Raw genomic sequence first — 14,695 nt, 5'->3', positions numbered from 1 at the left:
TTCCAGCTCATTAGGACCCAAAGGTAATGGAAGCGTTGGGACGCAGCAGCGTCCCAACGCTTCCTGCCGCAGTGAACGAATCGACACTGATTGGCGATTCCCAAATTCAGCTGGAACGTAACGTGCATTACACTTCTTGCCACAACCCGGCATCATCCGGGGCACCTCCGGGCACTTGCCCAACGCTCAACACTGAGGCTCACAAACTATGCTGACGTATATTGTCCGGCGGCTGATCGCCGCCGTGCTCATCCTCTTTGGCGCATCCTTCCTCGTGTACGTCTTGACTGCGCTGTCAGGCGACCCACTTGAGGACTTGCGTCAGAGCAACGCCCCTAACAGAGAGGCGTTGATCCAACAACGCATTGAACTGCTGGATCTCGACGTACCGCCTGTTCTTCGTTACTTTGCGTGGTTATCAGGCGCAGTGAAGTGCCTGGTCCCCTTCGCGCTTACCTGCGACTTGGGAAACAGCGTCACCGGCATCGAGGTCACCCAGCTGCTAGGCCGCGCGATGGGACAAACCATCCTGCTCGTATCAGCCGCTACCGTGCTCGCCATCATCATTGGCATCACGCTCGGCATCGTGACTGCGCTCCGGCAGTACAGCGGCCTTGACTATGGCGTAACCATGATGGCCTTTCTTTTCTTCTCGCTCCCGGTCTTCTGGGTAGCCGTGCTACTCAAGGAATTCGGTGCGATTGGCTTCAATAACTTTCTGGCCGAACCAGACATAAGTTTTGCAGCCACTATTATCTGTGGATTAATAGCTGGATTCCTCTTCTTCTTGACCTCGGGTGGAACCATGAAGCGGAAGCTTCTCTGGGCCGCCATCGGATTTGCCTTCGCGTTCGCTCTCGTCTGGTTCCTCGACTTCACTGGTTGGTTCCTCACCCCAGGCTTCGGACCGATCGTCATTGCGCTGCTCTCGGTAGGCATTGCATACGGTGTAACTCTCCTCACCGCAGGGCTGAAGAATCGCAAGGCCCTCTACAGCTCCCTGATCGTGGTCGGAATCGGCGTCATTGCCTACTTCGCGGTGCAGCCGTTGCTGGATCGCGCAACCCTTTTGATGGTCATCCTGCTCGCTGTCGCAACGGTGCTGATCGGCTTGGTAGTCGGCTACTTCATGGGCGGCTATGACAAGCGCCAGAACATGAACGCCGCTGGACTCACCGCGTTCCTGATGGGTTTCCTCATCCTGCTCGATCGGTTCATGCAATCCTGGCCGGACTACTTCGACAACAACCGAATCAACGGTCGCCCCATCGCCACCATTGGCTCCTCAACTCCAAACCTGGAGGGCGACTTCTGGGTTGGCGGCATCGATATATATACGCACCTCTTGCTTCCCACCATTGCGCTGATGCTGATCTCGCTTGCAGGCTACAGCCGGTATTCCCGCGCGTCGATGTTGGAGATCATGAACCAGGACTACATCCGCACCGCTCGTGCAAAAGGTTTAGGTGAGCGAACCGTCGTCATGCGGCATGCGTTCCGTAACGCGCTGATCCCGCTGGCCACCCTGGTCGCTTTCGACATCGGCGGGCTGATTGGCGGAGCCATCATCACCGAGAACGTCTTCGCATTCAGCGGCATGGGCCAGCTGTTCATTGATGGCTTGCAAGCGCGCGACCTCAACCCGGTGATGGGCGTCTTCCTGATCACTGGCATCGTGGCTCTGGTATTCAACCTGGTGGCCGACCTTGTCTACTCCGTACTTGACCCGCGCGTAAGGGTGAAAGCATGAGCACTACCGCACAAGAAACCAAGCAGCAGCAACCCGAAGAGGCCAAGGGTCTCAGCCAGGGACAGATAGTCCGGAAACGCTTTTTCGGTCACACGGCAGCGGTCGTGAGCCTGATCATCTTCGCCTGTGTCGTGATTCTCGCGTTCACCTCAGTCGGCTACGCCGGCATTCCAGGCTGGTGGCAGTGGAACTATGTTGAAACTCCCAGGCTCGCGACTCCCACTGGCGAACCTACATGGAGCCCGGAACTAGGAAATCCAGGATCGTGGTTCGCATTCGGCGATCACCCGTTCGGACAAGACCGGGTCGGACGCGATCTCTTCGCCATGACGATGCGCGGGGCGCAACTTTCACTGATCATCATGTTCATCATCGGATTCGTGGGCGGCCTGATCGGGGTAGTAATCGGCGGCGTTGCCGGCTACTTCCGCGGCTGGGTTGAAACCGTCCTGATGCGACTGACCGATGTCATCATCATCATCCCGCTTGTGATCATCGCAGCGGTGCTGGGAACTTTTGGGCGGAGCTTGTCCGGACCTGGAACCTTCTTTGACACGATTTTCGGTGGAAGCGCGGGCGTGATCCTGCTCGGAATTTTCGTCGGCTTCATCATCTGGACTGGTCTTGCCCGTCTTGTCCGTGGCGAGTTCCTCTCTCTGCGTGAACGCGAGTTCGTGGATGCAGCGAGAATTGCCGGTGCCTCGAACAGCCGAATCATCTTCAAGCACATCGTGCCCAACGCTGTCGGCGTCATCATCGTCAACACCACGTTGGTGATGGCTTCGGCGATTCTTCTTGAGACCGCGCTGTCTTACCTTGGAATCGGTGTTCAAGCTCCGGATATCTCGCTCGGAAGCCTGATCAGCGACAACCAGGCGGCTTTCAATACCCGTCCTTGGTTGTTCTGGTGGCCTGGGCTCTTCATCGTGATCATCTGCCTGTCGATCAACTTCATTGGTGACGGGCTTCGCGATGCGTTTGACCCACGTCAGAAGAAGTTCAACGCCAAAAAGGCTGCAGAGCCGAAGAAGCCGGCCTGATGATAGCGACCTTCGACGGGCTGGCCGGTCTTACGGCCAGCCCGGATGCCGATCTGCTGCTACTGAACGCTCAGAGTGGCCACGCTCAGCAGCAGCAGTCCGGCAATGAGCCCGAGAGGGAGCCAGTTGATCCTGCGGATCACCATGGTCTGCTCCGTGGTGTCAACGTCGATCAAGCCGCTTTCGACCTGCCGTTCCCACTCGGTGCGAACGAGCAGCGCGGCCATACCGGAATCGGTATTACGCAAGTCACCTGGACGAACGCTTCCTCCCGCGCCGTAACTGCTCCCTGGAAGGTGCTGCATGTGCTCCGGTTTGCCGGTGTGCGTTCCTCGGATGCCAGGCGCTGGTGCAGCCCAGGCGGTAAAGCTGCCTCCAGGCGTTACAAGCTTCAGTGCGTACTTGGTGTCAACGTGGATCAGCGCGGCCCAGGGGACCTCGAAGGTCCGCAGCGGATTGCGGAGTTCCACGGCGGTTGGCCCGACAGCGACGTACGGGTACCAGAACAGCCACCACGCGGCGGCTCCAACGGTGAGCAGTGGTGCGGAGGTGACCAGTGCAGGCAGGCCGGACGTCACGACGGAACCCACCAGGCCAATCCCGATCACGGTTCCGGCGATTGCGATGATCCATTTGCTGCTGCGGGGACGGAAAACAATTCTCTGGGCCGGTCCGGTAGGCGAAGTCATACCCCCATATTTTCAAGATTCAGGTCAAGTGCAGTAATCGGGGGCCAAACAGGCCCTGCAACTGCTCAGCGCCAACGGTCACACAGTGGAAGGACAGCACTATGACCAACGACATTATTGATGGCAACGGGAGCGAAAACGGGAAGAAATCGTCCCGCGGCCCGGTCCTCGAGGTCAAGAACCTCAGCGTCGACTTCGGCGTGGAAAAGGAGTGGGTTCCTGCAGCGATTGACCTGAACTACTACGTCAACGCTGGTGAGGTTCTCGCCATCGTCGGCGAATCCGGTTCAGGCAAGAGTGCAAGCTCGATGGCGCTGCTGGGCCTCCTTCCCAGCAACAGCCGTGTGACGGGAGAGGTGAACCTCAACGGCAAGTCGATCCTGAACCTTTCAGCCAGTAAACTCCGCGAAGTGCGCGGCAACGATGTCGCAGTGATCTTCCAGGAGCCCATGACCGCGTTGAACCCCGTCTATACAGTGGGATTCCAGATCATTGAGACGCTCAGGCTGCACAATGCAATCTCGCCCGAGGAAGCCCGGGAGCGGGCCATCAAGCTGCTGGACATGGTTGAGCTGCCGGATCCTGAGAAGGCGTTCCGCTCCTACCCTCACCAGTTGTCAGGCGGACAGCGTCAGCGCGCCATGATCGCGCAGTCGCTCTCGTGCGACCCGAAACTCCTCCTCGCAGACGAACCGACAACCGCATTGGATGTCACCGTGCAGGCCGAAATCCTCGACCTAATGCGCAACCTCCGCAACAAGCTGGACAGTGCAATTGTGCTCATCACTCACGATATGGGTGTTGTTGCTGACCTCGCAGACCGCATTGCAGTGATGCGCAAGGGTGTCATCGTCGAGACCGGTACCGCAGAGAAAATCTTCAGCAACCCGGAGCACCCGTACACTCAAGCTCTGCTGGCGGCTGTACCCCACCTTGGTCAGGGCACTGAAGGCGGTGGGGACGACGTGGACATTACCGCTGCACTGGCAGCTGCCACCCATTCGGACCTCGCCGGAGTGGATAAAGAAGAACTCGAGCGTCGCGAGCGTGCCGTGCTCCAGGGATTGGATGAGAACGCCGAGGAGCGGAGGTCGAAGCGCGGCGAAGCTGTGCTGGAGCTGCGCGAAGTTGCGATCGAGTACCCGAAGCAGGGTCGAGTCCCTGCTTTTCGTGCGGTCGAGAATGCAACACTGAGCATTCACCCGGGTGAAGTCATGGGACTGGTGGGGGAGTCGGGCTCGGGCAAGACGACGATCGGCCGCGCCGCCGTCGGGCTACTTCCGGTTGCGGAAGGTTCCCTGAACGTTGTCGGGACTGACATCTCCGGCTTCAAGCCCACCTCCCGCGAGTTGGGCGCCGTCCGGCGGAATGTCGGCATGGTCTTCCAGGACCCGTCGTCGTCCCTGAACCCCCGCCTTCCGATCGGTGAGAGTATCGGCGAACCGATGTTCCTTGCCGGCGAGGCGAAGGGCGCGGACCTCCAGAAGCGCATCGAGACGCTGCTGGACCAGGTGGAACTTCCGCGCTCCTACCGGAACCGGTACCCGCATGAGCTCTCCGGCGGGCAGAAGCAGCGCGTGGGCATTGCCCGTGCGCTCTCGCTCAAGCCGAAGCTCATGGTTGCTGATGAGCCAACCTCCGCACTCGACGTATCGGTGCAGGCAAAGGTACTTGAGCTCTTCCAGAACCTTCAGCAGGAGATGGGCTTCGCGTGCCTCTTCGTCACACACGACCTGGCCGTGGTCGACGTTCTTGCCGACTACATCTGCGTTATGCGCCGCGGCAAGATCGTTGAGCAGGGCACGCGCGACCAGATCCTGCGCAACCCTCAGGACCCGTACACGCAGCGCCTGCTGGCAGCGGTTCCATTGCCGGATCCCGAGAAGCAGCGCGAGCGCCGTGAGCTGCGCGCGCGCCTTCTGGCGGCCGCTGAGTAACCACTCAGCCTGCAGCAAACGACGACGGCGACGCCCACCGGAAGGGGGCGTCGTCGTCGTCGTTGGCTGGGTCCGTTTAGGCCTTCTTTTGCTGCAGAGTTTAGACTGTTAACTGAAGTGCGCTGTGCTGCCCACTTTCACATCTTTCTCCACACCATGAATTGAGTCATCACGCATGCCTGTATCCACGAGCAACACTGCAGTTCGCAGCGACCTCCGCAACGTTGCCATCGTGGCCCACGTGGACCATGGCAAGACAACCCTTGTGGACGCCATGCTGAAGCAGACCAACTCCTTCGCGGCCCATGGCGAGGTTGCCGACCGCGTCATGGACTCGGGCGACCTTGAGCGCGAGAAGGGCATCACCATCCTCGCCAAGAACACCACCGTGTTCTACGACGGACCCTCAGCCAATGGCGAGCCCATCACCATCAACGTGATCGACACCCCGGGCCACGCGGACTTCGGTGGCGAGGTTGAACGCGGGCTGTCCATGGTCGACGGCGTGGTCCTCCTGGTTGATGCCTCGGAAGGGCCGCTGCCCCAGACCCGCTTCGTCCTGCGCAAGGCCCTCGCGGCAAAGTTGCCGGTTGTACTGCTGGTCAACAAGACGGACCGCCCGGACTCCCGCATCGACGAGGTTGTCAGCGAGTCGATGGACCTGCTGCTTGGCCTGGCCTCGGACCTCTCCGATGAGGTCCCCGACCTGGACCTGGATTCCGTGCTGAACGTGCCGGTTGTCTACGCGGCCGCCCGCGCCGGTGCAGCCTCCCTGGAACAGCCCGCCGATGGGTCGATTCCAGACAATGACAACCTCGAGCCGTTGTTCAAGACCATCGTCGAGCACATCCCGGCACCGCGTTACAACCCCGACGGCGTCCTGCAGGCACACGTAACCAACCTCGACGCATCGCCGTTCCTCGGCCGTCTCGCACTCCTTCGCATCTTCAACGGAACCCTTCGCAAGGGCCAGCAGGTGGCCTGGGCGCGCCAGAACGGCGAGCTCAAGACCGTGAAGATCACCGAACTGCTCGCGACGAAGGCCCTCGAGCGGGTACCGGCTGAATCTGCAGGCCCGGGCGAGATTGTTGCTGTAGCCGGCATTGAGGGCATCACCATCGGTGAGACGCTCACCGATGTGGAGAATCCCCAGCCGCTTCCGCTGATTACCGTCGATGATCCTGCGATCTCGGTGACCATCGGTATCAACACCTCCCCTCTGGCCGGCAAGGTCAAGGGCGCTAAGGTCACTGCCCGCCAGGTGAAGGACCGCTTGGACAAGGAGCTCATCGGTAACGTGTCCTTGCGTGTCCTGCCCACGGCGCGCCCGGATGCCTGGGAAGTCCAGGGCCGTGGCGAGCTTGCGCTGGCAATCCTCGTGGAGCAGATGCGCCGCGAGGGCTTTGAACTGACTGTCGGCAAGCCACAGGTTGTTACCCGGACCGTCGACGGCAAAATCCATGAGCCCATGGAGCACATGACCATCGACGTCCCGGAGGAATACCTCGGCGGCGTCACCCAGCTCATGGCGGCACGCAAGGGCCGCATGACCAACATGGCCAACCACGGTACCGGCTGGGTGCGCATGGAGTTCATCGTTCCTGCGCGCGGACTGATCGGTTTCCGAACGCGTTTCCTCACGGATACCCGTGGCGCCGGCATCGCCTCGTCCTACTCCGAGGGCTACGAGCCGTGGACCGGCGACATCGAGTACCGCACCAACGGTTCCATGATCGCGGATCGCACCGGCGTGGTCACCCCGTTCGCAATGATCAACCTGCAGGAGCGTGGCTCCTTCTTCGTGGAGCCTACGTCCGAGGTGTATGAGGGCATGATCGTCGGCGAGAACTCCCGTGCAGACGACATGGACGTCAACATCACCAAGGAGAAGAAGCTCACCAACATGCGTGCGGCATCCTCCGACAGCTTCGAGAACCTCACCCCGCCGAGGAAGCTGACCCTTGAGGAATCCCTTGAATTCGCCCGCGAGGACGAGTGCGTCGAGGTCACGCCCGAGTCCATCCGCATCCGCAAGGTCATCCTCGACGCCAATGAGCGTCTCCGCGCAGCCCGTTCCCGAGCCCGCGCCTAGAACCGCGTGACGGTACCGACGGCGGGCGAGCCGCACGGAACGTACGACGACGGCGCCACGCCGGCTACCGCCGTCGTCGTGCGTTCCAACGGAACCAGCATCCGGCGCGGTGTGGCCGCGGCCCTCATCGCCGGGATAGCTGCCGCAACTCTCGGTACAGCGCTGCACGCGCACGTGTGGCATGTGGGTGGGGCCCATATCCCGGTGGGTGCGATCGGCTCAGTACTTCTGAGCGCAAGTCTCGCGGTCTTCGTCGGACTGTGGGCCCGGAATGTGATGATGGCTGCCCTGACCGGGGTAGTTGCGTATGCGCTGGTCGGCCTGATGTCCGCGACGGGTGCCGGAAGTCTCATCGCAGCCGGAATTCTCGTAGCGGGGGATACGCCGCCCGTCGCGGTAGCCGGTTATGTCTGGGTGATTGGGCTGGCGGTCGGGACCGTTGGCGCCGTCGCTGTGTCCTGGCGGGTGCTCCGGCTGTCCGACCGGCGGTCCACCCGCCGGTAAGCGCGGTATTGCTCTGCTAGTTGGCTGTGCGGTCCAGATGGTGGGCCAGCATGATTGATGTCGCGGTACCGTCTTCGTCGGACTGGCGTTGCGCGTATTCCTCGAAGACCGTGCGGATCTTCTCCATCATCTCAGCGCGATTGGCGTCATTGAGCCTCACACCCAACCGCCAGACATCAATCTCCGATGGGTTGAGTCCCTCAATCTCCTGCAGGAAGGTCTCCACCAGGACCGGAGCGGCGTTGGGCATCCGGCTTCCCCAGGAGAGCCCCGTAGCGCGGTACGGAATTTCCTTTGCTCCGCGATTGCCGGTGCGCGGTTCTTCGGCCTGGAGGAATCCCGTGGACAGCAGCGTGCGTACGTGATGCAGGGCGGTGGCGGGATTGAGCTCCAGCACCTCGGCGATTTCCTTGTTGGTGCGCGCCTTGTGCAGACAGAGACGGAGGATTCTGAGCCGAACGGGGGAGCTCAGCGCCCTGCCGCGTGCCTGGACGTCCTCATCTGTTTCCATACTCAAAAGCATACGTCAGCATGGCGTACTGATTGACAATAGTCAATCACACAGCGTCATATCCCGCGGCCCGGAACAGCACTGCGACGTGGTGGCGGCGGCGGAACAGGCTTCGCTGCAATTACGGCATCCAACGACACGACGACGGCCCCTCGGCGTCCGTTGATAGTACAACTGACACCGTCCCTCGCCACCAGGTCACCGAGCGCATCGGTGAGCCCATCCTCGATGCGATACCGCACCACCACCCGGCTACCCAGCGGCAGCGTCATAAGGATGGTCTTCGGGTGCGGGGCCATACTTCAAGCCTGTCATATTACGAACAGCGCCCGGCGATGCCGGTCACTTCGATCGTTGCGTTAAGCTGGAAAAGCAACAATGGCTGGCAGCCGCGGCCGGAACGAGCAGTGGCTGGAAGGCAACACCTTGGCCGCTAGCCGCCAAACAAACCCGAGGGAAGGCGTGGGAAGTGACCTACGTAATCGCACAGCCGTGCGTGGATGTGAAAGACAAGGCCTGCATCGAAGAGTGCCCGGTTGACTGCATCTATGAAGGCGAACGGTCCTTGTACATCCACCCGGATGAATGCGTGGACTGTGGTGCATGCGAACCCGTCTGCCCGGTTGAGGCCATCTACTACGAGGATGACACCCCGGACGAATGGGCCGAGTACTACAAGGCCAACGTCGAGTTCTTCGACGACATCGGTTCTCCCGGCGGAGCAGCCAAGCTGGGCAACACGGGCAAGGACCATCCGATAATCGCCGCGCTGCCGCCTCAAAACCAGGAAGCGTAAGAGCAGCGTGAGCCTGCAGGGAGCCTTCGGGCTCAGCCTTCCGGACTATCCATGGGACGCCATGGCGCCCTATGTCCAGGAAGCGCAACGGCACCCCGACGGCGAAGTGAACCTGTCCATCGGCACGCCCGTTGACCCCACGCCGGACCTGATACAGCAGGCGCTTCGCGGCGCTTCCGACGCCCCGGGTTACCCCACAACACATGGAACCACCCAGTTGCGGGAAGCGGTCAGCAGCTGGTTCCGCCGTCGTCGTAATGTCCCGAACCTGGATCCCGCGGCCATCATGCCGACTGTCGGGTCCAAGGAGCTCGTAGCATGGCTGCCAACGCTGTTGGGGCTGGGGGAAGGCGACGTCGTCGTTCGCCCGACCGCCGCCTATCCCACCTATGACATGGGCGCCCACTTCGCGGGAGCAACCCCGGTGGCAGCAGATTCCCTGGCTGAACTGGATCCTGACACGCGCAGCAGGGTACGCCTGGTCTGGCTGAACTCACCGTCCAACCCGACCGGCAAGGTGCTGGGCGTGAACGAGCTGAAGTCAATTGTCGACGACGCCCGTGGCCTGGGAGCGATGGTCGCCTCGGACGAGTGTTATGCGGAGCTCGGGTGGGGAAGTTGGGACCCTTCCTCGGGTGGAGAGCCGGTCCCGAGCGTGCTGGACGAGCGCGTGAGCGGTGGCTCGACTGACCTTTTGCTCGCCGTGTACTCGCTGAGTAAGCAGTCCAACCTTGCCGGGTACCGGGCGGCCTTCGTTGCAGGGGACGCCACTGTGATGCCGAACCTGATCAATTCCCGCAAGCACGCGGGGATGATTGTGCCGTATCCGGTCCAGGAAGCGATGCGTGTTGCGCTCGGCGATGACTCCCATGTCGCAGCGCAGAAAGATCTATACCGCGCCCGGCGCGAGCAGCTGCTTCCGTCACTTGAGGCATTCGGGCTCAAGATCTCCCATTCCGAGGCAGGCCTGTACCTGTGGGGGACAGCGGGGGAAGATACGTGGCTGACCGTGAAACGGTTCGCGGAGCTGGGAATCATTGTCGGGCCGGGCACCTTCTACGGCGAGGCCGGTAACGGTTTCATCCGTGTGGCGCTGACCGGATCGGACCAACGTATAGACGCTGCAGTGCGAAGGCTGCAACCCTAGGTGGTCTGTGTTGCTATTGCACAACAACGGACGTTTCGATTAGTGCTGAGGGTGTTGCTGCCGGTAGCGTTTTAGCTGACCATCGGCAAAACTCGCATGCTTTTCCACAAGCTCCACAAGGAGAGTCAATGACTGAGCACAACGGCGCCTCGCTGCAGTACCACGGGGGAAGCCTCAGCCTCCCGCTGATCAACGCGGCAGAAGGCAACCACGGGTACGACGTTTCGAAGCTTCTCAAGCAGACCGGTGCCGTTACCTTTGACCCCGGGTTCATGAACACCGCGGCCACTACCTCAGCAATTACCTACATCGACGGCGACGAGGGCATCCTCCGCTATCGGGGTTACCCAATCGACCAACTGGCGCAGCACTCCAGCTTCCTCGAGGTCTCCTACCTCCTCATCTACGGGAACCTGCCCACGCCAACGGAACTGGACGCGTTCGACCAGCGTATTCGCCGCCACACGCTTCTCCACGAAGAGTTGAAGGGCTTCTTCGGCGGGTTCCCCCGGGACGCGCACCCCATGCCCGTGCTCTCCTCGGCTGTTTCGGCCCTCTCGACGTTCTACCAGGACTCGCTCGACCCGTTCGACGACGAGCAGGTGGAACTCTCCACCTTCCGCCTCATGGCGAAGCTCCCGGTCATCGCGGCGTACGCGCACAAGAAGTCCATCGGCCAGCCCATGCTGTACCCGGACAACTCGATGAACCTCGTCGAGAACTTCATGCGCCTGTGCTTCGGGCTTCCGGCCGAGCCGTATGATCTGGACCCACTGATGGTCAAGGCGCTCGACCTGCTGCTTATCCTGCACGCGGATCATGAGCAGAACTGTTCCACTTCCACGGTCCGTCTGGTAGGCAGCTCGAACGCCAATATGTTCGCGTCGATCTCCGCCGGCATCAACGCGCTCTTCGGCCCCTTGCATGGCGGCGCCAACGAGGCCGTGCTCAACATGCTCCGCGAGATCCAGGCCAAGGGCATGCAGCCCGAGGACTTCATGGAGAAGGTCAAGAATAAGGAAGACGGCGTGAAGCTCATGGGCTTCGGTCACCGCGTCTACAAGAATTATGATCCGCGGGCCAAGATCGTCAAGGCCACAGCCCACGACATCCTGTCCCGGCTCGGCGGCAACGACGAGCTGCTCGACATCGCCATGCGGCTTGAGGAGAAGGCCCTCGCTGACGATTACTTCATCGAGCGCAAGTTGTACCCCAACGTGGACTTCTACACGGGTCTTATCTACAAGGCGATGGGCTTCCCGGAGAAGATGTTCACGGTGCTCTTCGCGATCGGTCGTCTGCCGGGCTGGATTGCCCAGTGGCGCGAGATGATCAAGGATCCCCAGACCAAGATCGGCCGTCCCCGTCAGCTGTACACGGGCGCCGGAGAGCGCCAGTACCCGGCGCGCTAGAACATCATCGAAGGACGACGGCGGGCGGTTACCTTGCAAGCGCGAGGTAACCGCCCGCCGTCGTCGTCAGCGCCCGCTCGATGGAAATCAGGAGGCGTATCCCTGGGGGTTGTTCTTCTGCCAGCGCCAGTGGTCCTCGCACATCTGGTCCAGGGAGCGGTGCGCGGACCAGCCCAGATCGGCCAACGCGGAGGAGGGATCTGCGTAACTGACCGCTGCGTCGCCGGGACGCCGCGGAGCGAACTCGTAGGGAATCTGGTGTCCGGCCGCTTTGGAGAACGCGGTGAGGACTTCGAGCACGGATGAGCCGTTGCCCGTGCCGAGGTTCCAGCGGTGCACCCCGGAGTGCGTGGTGAGGTAGTTCAGGGCGGCGACGTGGCCGTCCGCAAGGTCCACCACGTGGATGTAGTCCCGGATCCCGGTGCCGTCGGGCGTGGGGTAGTCGTTGCCGAAGACCATCACCTTCTCGCGCCGCCCGACTGCCACCTGGGCCACGAAGGGGAGCAGGTTGTTCGGGATGCCCGTGGGGTCTTCGCCGATCCGGCCGGATTCGTGGGCGCCGACGGGGTTGAAGTAGCGCAGCAAGGCGATGTTCCATCGACCGTCTGCAGCGCCGACGTCGCTGAGGATGTCCTCGATCTGTTCCTTGGTGCGGCCGTACGGGTTGGTGGCGTCCAACGGCATCTTCTCGATCAGCGGTACTTCCTCGGGAGCGCCGTAGACCGTCGCTGACGAGCTGAAGACCAGGGTGCAGACATCGTGGCGGTCCATCACCCGGAGCAGGTTCAGCGTGCCGCCCACGTTGTTCTGGTAGTAGAACAGTGGCTTCTCCACGGATTCCCCCACCGCCTTGAGGCCAGCGAAGTGTACGACGGCGTCGATGGGCTCGGCGGCGAACACGGCGTCGAGTGCGTGCTCGTCCAGAAGATCCACCTTCTGGAAGGTCAGCTGACGGCCGGCGAGTTCCTCCACGCGCTTCAGCGCCGCCTCGCTGGAGTTGTACAGGTTGTCCACCACAACCACGTCGTGTCCCGCCTCCAGGAGGGCGAGGGTTGTATGTGAGCCGATGTAACCGCTGCCGCCGGTAACCAAAATCTTCATGCGTCTAAGCCTATCCGTAGGGACCTGAAGCGAGCGAAGCGAGTCTTTGGGGGGCGGGGAGGCGCTAGTTATATGGGCACCGTGCAGACGAAGTGAGTCTTCAGTCTGGGCGGGATAACCTCTGGAGCCCTTGGCCCTACAGGTCTACCCTTGGAAGACCACCCATGGAAGCCGGACGGGTACGCCGGCGGAAAGGCCGGGGCAGCGGATGCGCGTGAACAGGGAGCCTTCCTGGAAAGTGCGTGTGCGTACCTCGCCGTCTATGTGCTTCGCTCTGTATCTGCGGGACTGTGCGGGTCTGGGCGTTATCGGCCAACCTGCTGTTTCGCCCGTGAAGCCGTCGGTCCATTGCACGGATCCGCGCCAGGCGGTCCATGCCGTCGGTGGGATGACCGCGCTTCGGGTGGAATGGGAAGCCTGGTGGTATGAGCTTGTTGCCGGCCGCGGAAACGGGCACAGAGTGCCGACGCCGCCCGAGTTTCCGGAGCTCCAGGCGATGCCAGCCCTCCAGCAGCTGACCCATGCCCACTACGGCACCGCGCTGACGTGGACAGAGGAATATGATGCAGCGCACCGGGAACGGGAACGGAGCCGGATGGCGAGGGGCGCCCGTCTGGACGTAGGCGAGTTGGTCCGCGAGCGCGAGCTGGAACTGGGCCGCGCTGCGCGAAACTTCACACTCGACATCGTCGAACTGCCGCTGAGCGAGACGCGGGCCTGGTTCGTCGAACCGGACATGCTGCTTGTCAGTGAAGACCTGCACGACGACGAAACCGCGTTTCGCAGCTACGTCCAGCCGGTCGTGGAGTTCATCGCCTGACACTCCACGTCTGACAGGCCAGCTTAGGCTGATTCTTGTGCGAGCGTAATGACAACCTGCCCGGTTTCGGTTTCCGAAGTGCTCCAGCCGCCTTCGCTGCGTTCCCACTGGAGCCCCGCGTGGGATACGGAAGTGATTCCCAGCTTCTTGGCGTGTGCCACAGCCCACTGTGCGGCAGCCCATCCCTGCGAGCCTGTTGCATTGACGACGACGCCCTGTACCTCGGGAGAGACCGGCATGTTCGGGAAGACAGCAGCGATGTCCGCTTCAACGGCCGCAGGGGCAACCGATTCAGTCGGCTTGCGCAGTACGCAGTTGAGGGATGCAGGGGACTGACCGGTGAGCGCCGAGGCGAAGGCCCGTGCCTCCGGTTCATGGTCCGCGTAGGCGTCGGGGTAGGCGCTTCGCTGCACAGTCTGTGCGGCCTCCGTGATCGGCAGGGATTCATAGCCGGGAACGGTCACCAGCTCGTCATAGAAAGCCCCGGCAGCATAGACCGGATTCTGCACCTGCTCTTCGGTGCCCCAACCCTGCGACGGTCGCTGCTGAAACAGCCCGCGGGAGTCGGGGCCGGCGAGATCACCGTAATCAAGGTTCCGCAGGCCAGACTCCTGTACCGCCGTGGCGAGCGCGATAGAGGCTGCGCGCGGCGGCAGTTCGCGGCTCACCGCGATACCGGCGATAGTGGAGGCATTCGCCGTTTGCTCCGGCGCCAGTTCATAGGTGGTGGTTCCAACGACGGCGCTGCACCGCTCCCGCACCAGAACCTCCGAGGAATTCAGCTGGCTGATCGCAAGATAGGTTCCGCCGCCGACCACCACCACCAGAGTGGTGAGGACGCCCGCGGCGCGGAAGCGGCGCCGTCGTCGTCGCTGTGCTTTGGTCATGACCACGGC

Annotated in this window: 14 protein-coding genes; 9 read left to right on the top strand and 5 right to left on the bottom strand. The window is 62.0% G+C overall.

Features of this window, described 5'->3' with window-relative positions; translation table 11 throughout:
• Positions 1 to 208 precede the first annotated feature (208 nt).
• Positions 209 to 1,750: an ABC transporter permease gene (locus BJ994_RS10650; protein ID WP_167993975.1), complete on the top strand. Its 1,542-nt coding sequence runs from the start codon at positions 209 to 211 to the stop codon at positions 1,748 to 1,750.
• The gene (locus tag BJ994_RS10645; protein WP_167993973.1) at positions 1,747 to 2,790 is read left to right on the top strand and encodes an ABC transporter permease; all 1,044 of its coding nucleotides are present in this window, start codon (positions 1,747 to 1,749) and stop codon (positions 2,788 to 2,790) included. Before BJ994_RS10650 ends, BJ994_RS10645 begins: the two co-directional genes overlap by 4 nt.
• Positions 2,791 to 2,849: 59 nt before the next feature.
• Here BJ994_RS10645 and BJ994_RS10640 read toward each other — a convergent pair whose 3' ends face one another.
• Positions 2,850 to 3,479: a PH domain-containing protein gene (locus BJ994_RS10640; protein WP_167993971.1), complete on the bottom strand. Its 630-nt coding sequence runs from the start codon at positions 3,477 to 3,479 to the stop codon at positions 2,850 to 2,852.
• Positions 3,480 to 3,580: 101 nt separating this feature from the next.
• On the opposite strand from BJ994_RS10640, the gene BJ994_RS10635 reads away from it, so the two are divergent.
• The 3 genes from BJ994_RS10635 to BJ994_RS10625 all read left to right on the top strand — a co-directional run bounded on the left by BJ994_RS10635 (position 3,581) and on the right by BJ994_RS10625 (position 8,012).
• On the top strand, positions 3,581 to 5,416 hold the full coding sequence (locus BJ994_RS10635; RefSeq protein WP_167993969.1) for an ABC transporter ATP-binding protein: 1,836 nt from the start codon (positions 3,581 to 3,583) through the stop codon (positions 5,414 to 5,416).
• A 175-nt stretch (positions 5,417 to 5,591) separates the two neighbouring features.
• Complete coding sequence (gene typA / locus BJ994_RS10630) at positions 5,592 to 7,508, top strand: translational GTPase TypA (protein ID WP_167993967.1); 1,917 nt, start codon at positions 5,592 to 5,594, stop codon at positions 7,506 to 7,508.
• Positions 7,509 to 7,514: 6 nt separating this feature from the next.
• On the top strand, positions 7,515 to 8,012 hold the full coding sequence (locus BJ994_RS10625) for a hypothetical protein (RefSeq protein ID WP_167993965.1): 498 nt from the start codon (positions 7,515 to 7,517) through the stop codon (positions 8,010 to 8,012).
• A gap of 16 nt (positions 8,013 to 8,028) precedes the next feature.
• Here the strand turns inward: BJ994_RS10625 and BJ994_RS10620 are convergent, their stop codons facing one another.
• Together BJ994_RS10620 and BJ994_RS10615 are read right to left on the bottom strand one after the other, a co-directional pair.
• Complete coding sequence (locus BJ994_RS10620; RefSeq protein ID WP_167993963.1) at positions 8,029 to 8,523, bottom strand: ArsR/SmtB family transcription factor; 495 nt, start codon at positions 8,521 to 8,523, stop codon at positions 8,029 to 8,031.
• A gap of 56 nt (positions 8,524 to 8,579) precedes the next feature.
• Entirely contained in the window at positions 8,580 to 8,822 is a 243-nt protein-coding gene (locus BJ994_RS10615; protein ID WP_167993960.1) for a putative acetyltransferase, read from the bottom strand.
• Between the two features lie 170 nt (positions 8,823 to 8,992).
• Between BJ994_RS10615 and fdxA the strand changes: the two genes are divergently transcribed.
• The 3 genes from fdxA to BJ994_RS10600 all read left to right on the top strand — a co-directional run bounded on the left by fdxA (position 8,993) and on the right by BJ994_RS10600 (position 11,878).
• Positions 8,993 to 9,319, top strand: coding sequence for a ferredoxin (fdxA, locus tag BJ994_RS10610; RefSeq protein ID WP_167993958.1), 327 nt, complete (start codon positions 8,993 to 8,995; stop codon positions 9,317 to 9,319).
• 7 nt (positions 9,320 to 9,326) lie between these two features.
• Positions 9,327 to 10,466, top strand: coding sequence for a succinyldiaminopimelate transaminase (dapC, locus tag BJ994_RS10605; RefSeq protein ID WP_167993956.1), 1,140 nt, complete (start codon positions 9,327 to 9,329; stop codon positions 10,464 to 10,466).
• Between the two features lie 128 nt (positions 10,467 to 10,594).
• Entirely contained in the window at positions 10,595 to 11,878 is a 1,284-nt protein-coding gene (locus BJ994_RS10600) for a citrate synthase (RefSeq protein WP_167993954.1), read from the top strand.
• Positions 11,879 to 11,965: 87 nt separating this feature from the next.
• Here BJ994_RS10600 and galE read toward each other — a convergent pair whose 3' ends face one another.
• Positions 11,966 to 12,979 carry a UDP-glucose 4-epimerase GalE gene (galE, locus tag BJ994_RS10595; protein WP_167993952.1) on the bottom strand — a complete coding sequence of 338 codons (1,014 nt, stop codon included), beginning with the start codon at positions 12,977 to 12,979 and terminating at the stop codon, positions 11,966 to 11,968.
• A gap of 208 nt (positions 12,980 to 13,187) precedes the next feature.
• On the opposite strand from galE, the gene BJ994_RS10590 reads away from it, so the two are divergent.
• Complete coding sequence (locus tag BJ994_RS10590) at positions 13,188 to 13,799, top strand: hypothetical protein (RefSeq protein WP_209066782.1); 612 nt, start codon at positions 13,188 to 13,190, stop codon at positions 13,797 to 13,799.
• Between the two features lie 23 nt (positions 13,800 to 13,822).
• On the opposite strand, the gene BJ994_RS10585 is transcribed toward BJ994_RS10590, so the two are convergent.
• Complete coding sequence (locus BJ994_RS10585) at positions 13,823 to 14,686, bottom strand: hypothetical protein (protein WP_167993948.1); 864 nt, start codon at positions 14,684 to 14,686, stop codon at positions 13,823 to 13,825.
• Positions 14,687 to 14,695: the final 9 nt, after the last annotated feature.

The sequence above is a fragment of the Arthrobacter pigmenti genome, assembly GCF_011927905.1.
Taxonomy (GTDB): domain Bacteria; phylum Actinomycetota; class Actinomycetes; order Actinomycetales; family Micrococcaceae; genus Arthrobacter_D; species Arthrobacter_D pigmenti.
The sequence above is the reverse complement of the archived record's forward strand: the minus strand, read 5'-3'. Positions and strand labels throughout refer to the sequence as shown.

Bases quoted from the DNA above. Each gene is read 5' to 3' on its own strand.
- BJ994_RS10635 (WP_167993969.1), top strand. From the start codon at position 3,581: ATGACCAACGACATTATTGATGGCAACGGGAGCGAAAACGGGAAGAAA.
- typA (WP_167993967.1), top strand. From the start codon at position 5,592: ATGCCTGTATCCACGAGCAACACTGCAGTTCGCAGCGACCTCCGCAAC.
- galE (WP_167993952.1), bottom strand. From the start codon at position 12,979: ATGAAGATTTTGGTTACCGGCGGCAGCGGTTACATCGGCTCACATACA.
- BJ994_RS10590 (WP_209066782.1), top strand. From the start codon at position 13,188: ATGCGCGTGAACAGGGAGCCTTCCTGGAAAGTGCGTGTGCGTACCTCG.
- BJ994_RS10640 (WP_167993971.1), bottom strand. From the start codon at position 3,479: ATGACTTCGCCTACCGGACCGGCCCAGAGAATTGTTTTCCGTCCCCGC.
- BJ994_RS10600 (WP_167993954.1), top strand. From the start codon at position 10,595: ATGACTGAGCACAACGGCGCCTCGCTGCAGTACCACGGGGGAAGCCTC.
- BJ994_RS10650 (WP_167993975.1), top strand. From the start codon at position 209: ATGCTGACGTATATTGTCCGGCGGCTGATCGCCGCCGTGCTCATCCTC.
- BJ994_RS10645 (WP_167993973.1), top strand. From the start codon at position 1,747: ATGAGCACTACCGCACAAGAAACCAAGCAGCAGCAACCCGAAGAGGCC.
- BJ994_RS10585 (WP_167993948.1), bottom strand. From the start codon at position 14,686: ATGACCAAAGCACAGCGACGACGACGGCGCCGCTTCCGCGCCGCGGGC.
- BJ994_RS10620 (WP_167993963.1), bottom strand. From the start codon at position 8,523: ATGGAAACAGATGAGGACGTCCAGGCACGCGGCAGGGCGCTGAGCTCC.
- BJ994_RS10615 (WP_167993960.1), bottom strand. From the start codon at position 8,822: ATGGCCCCGCACCCGAAGACCATCCTTATGACGCTGCCGCTGGGTAGC.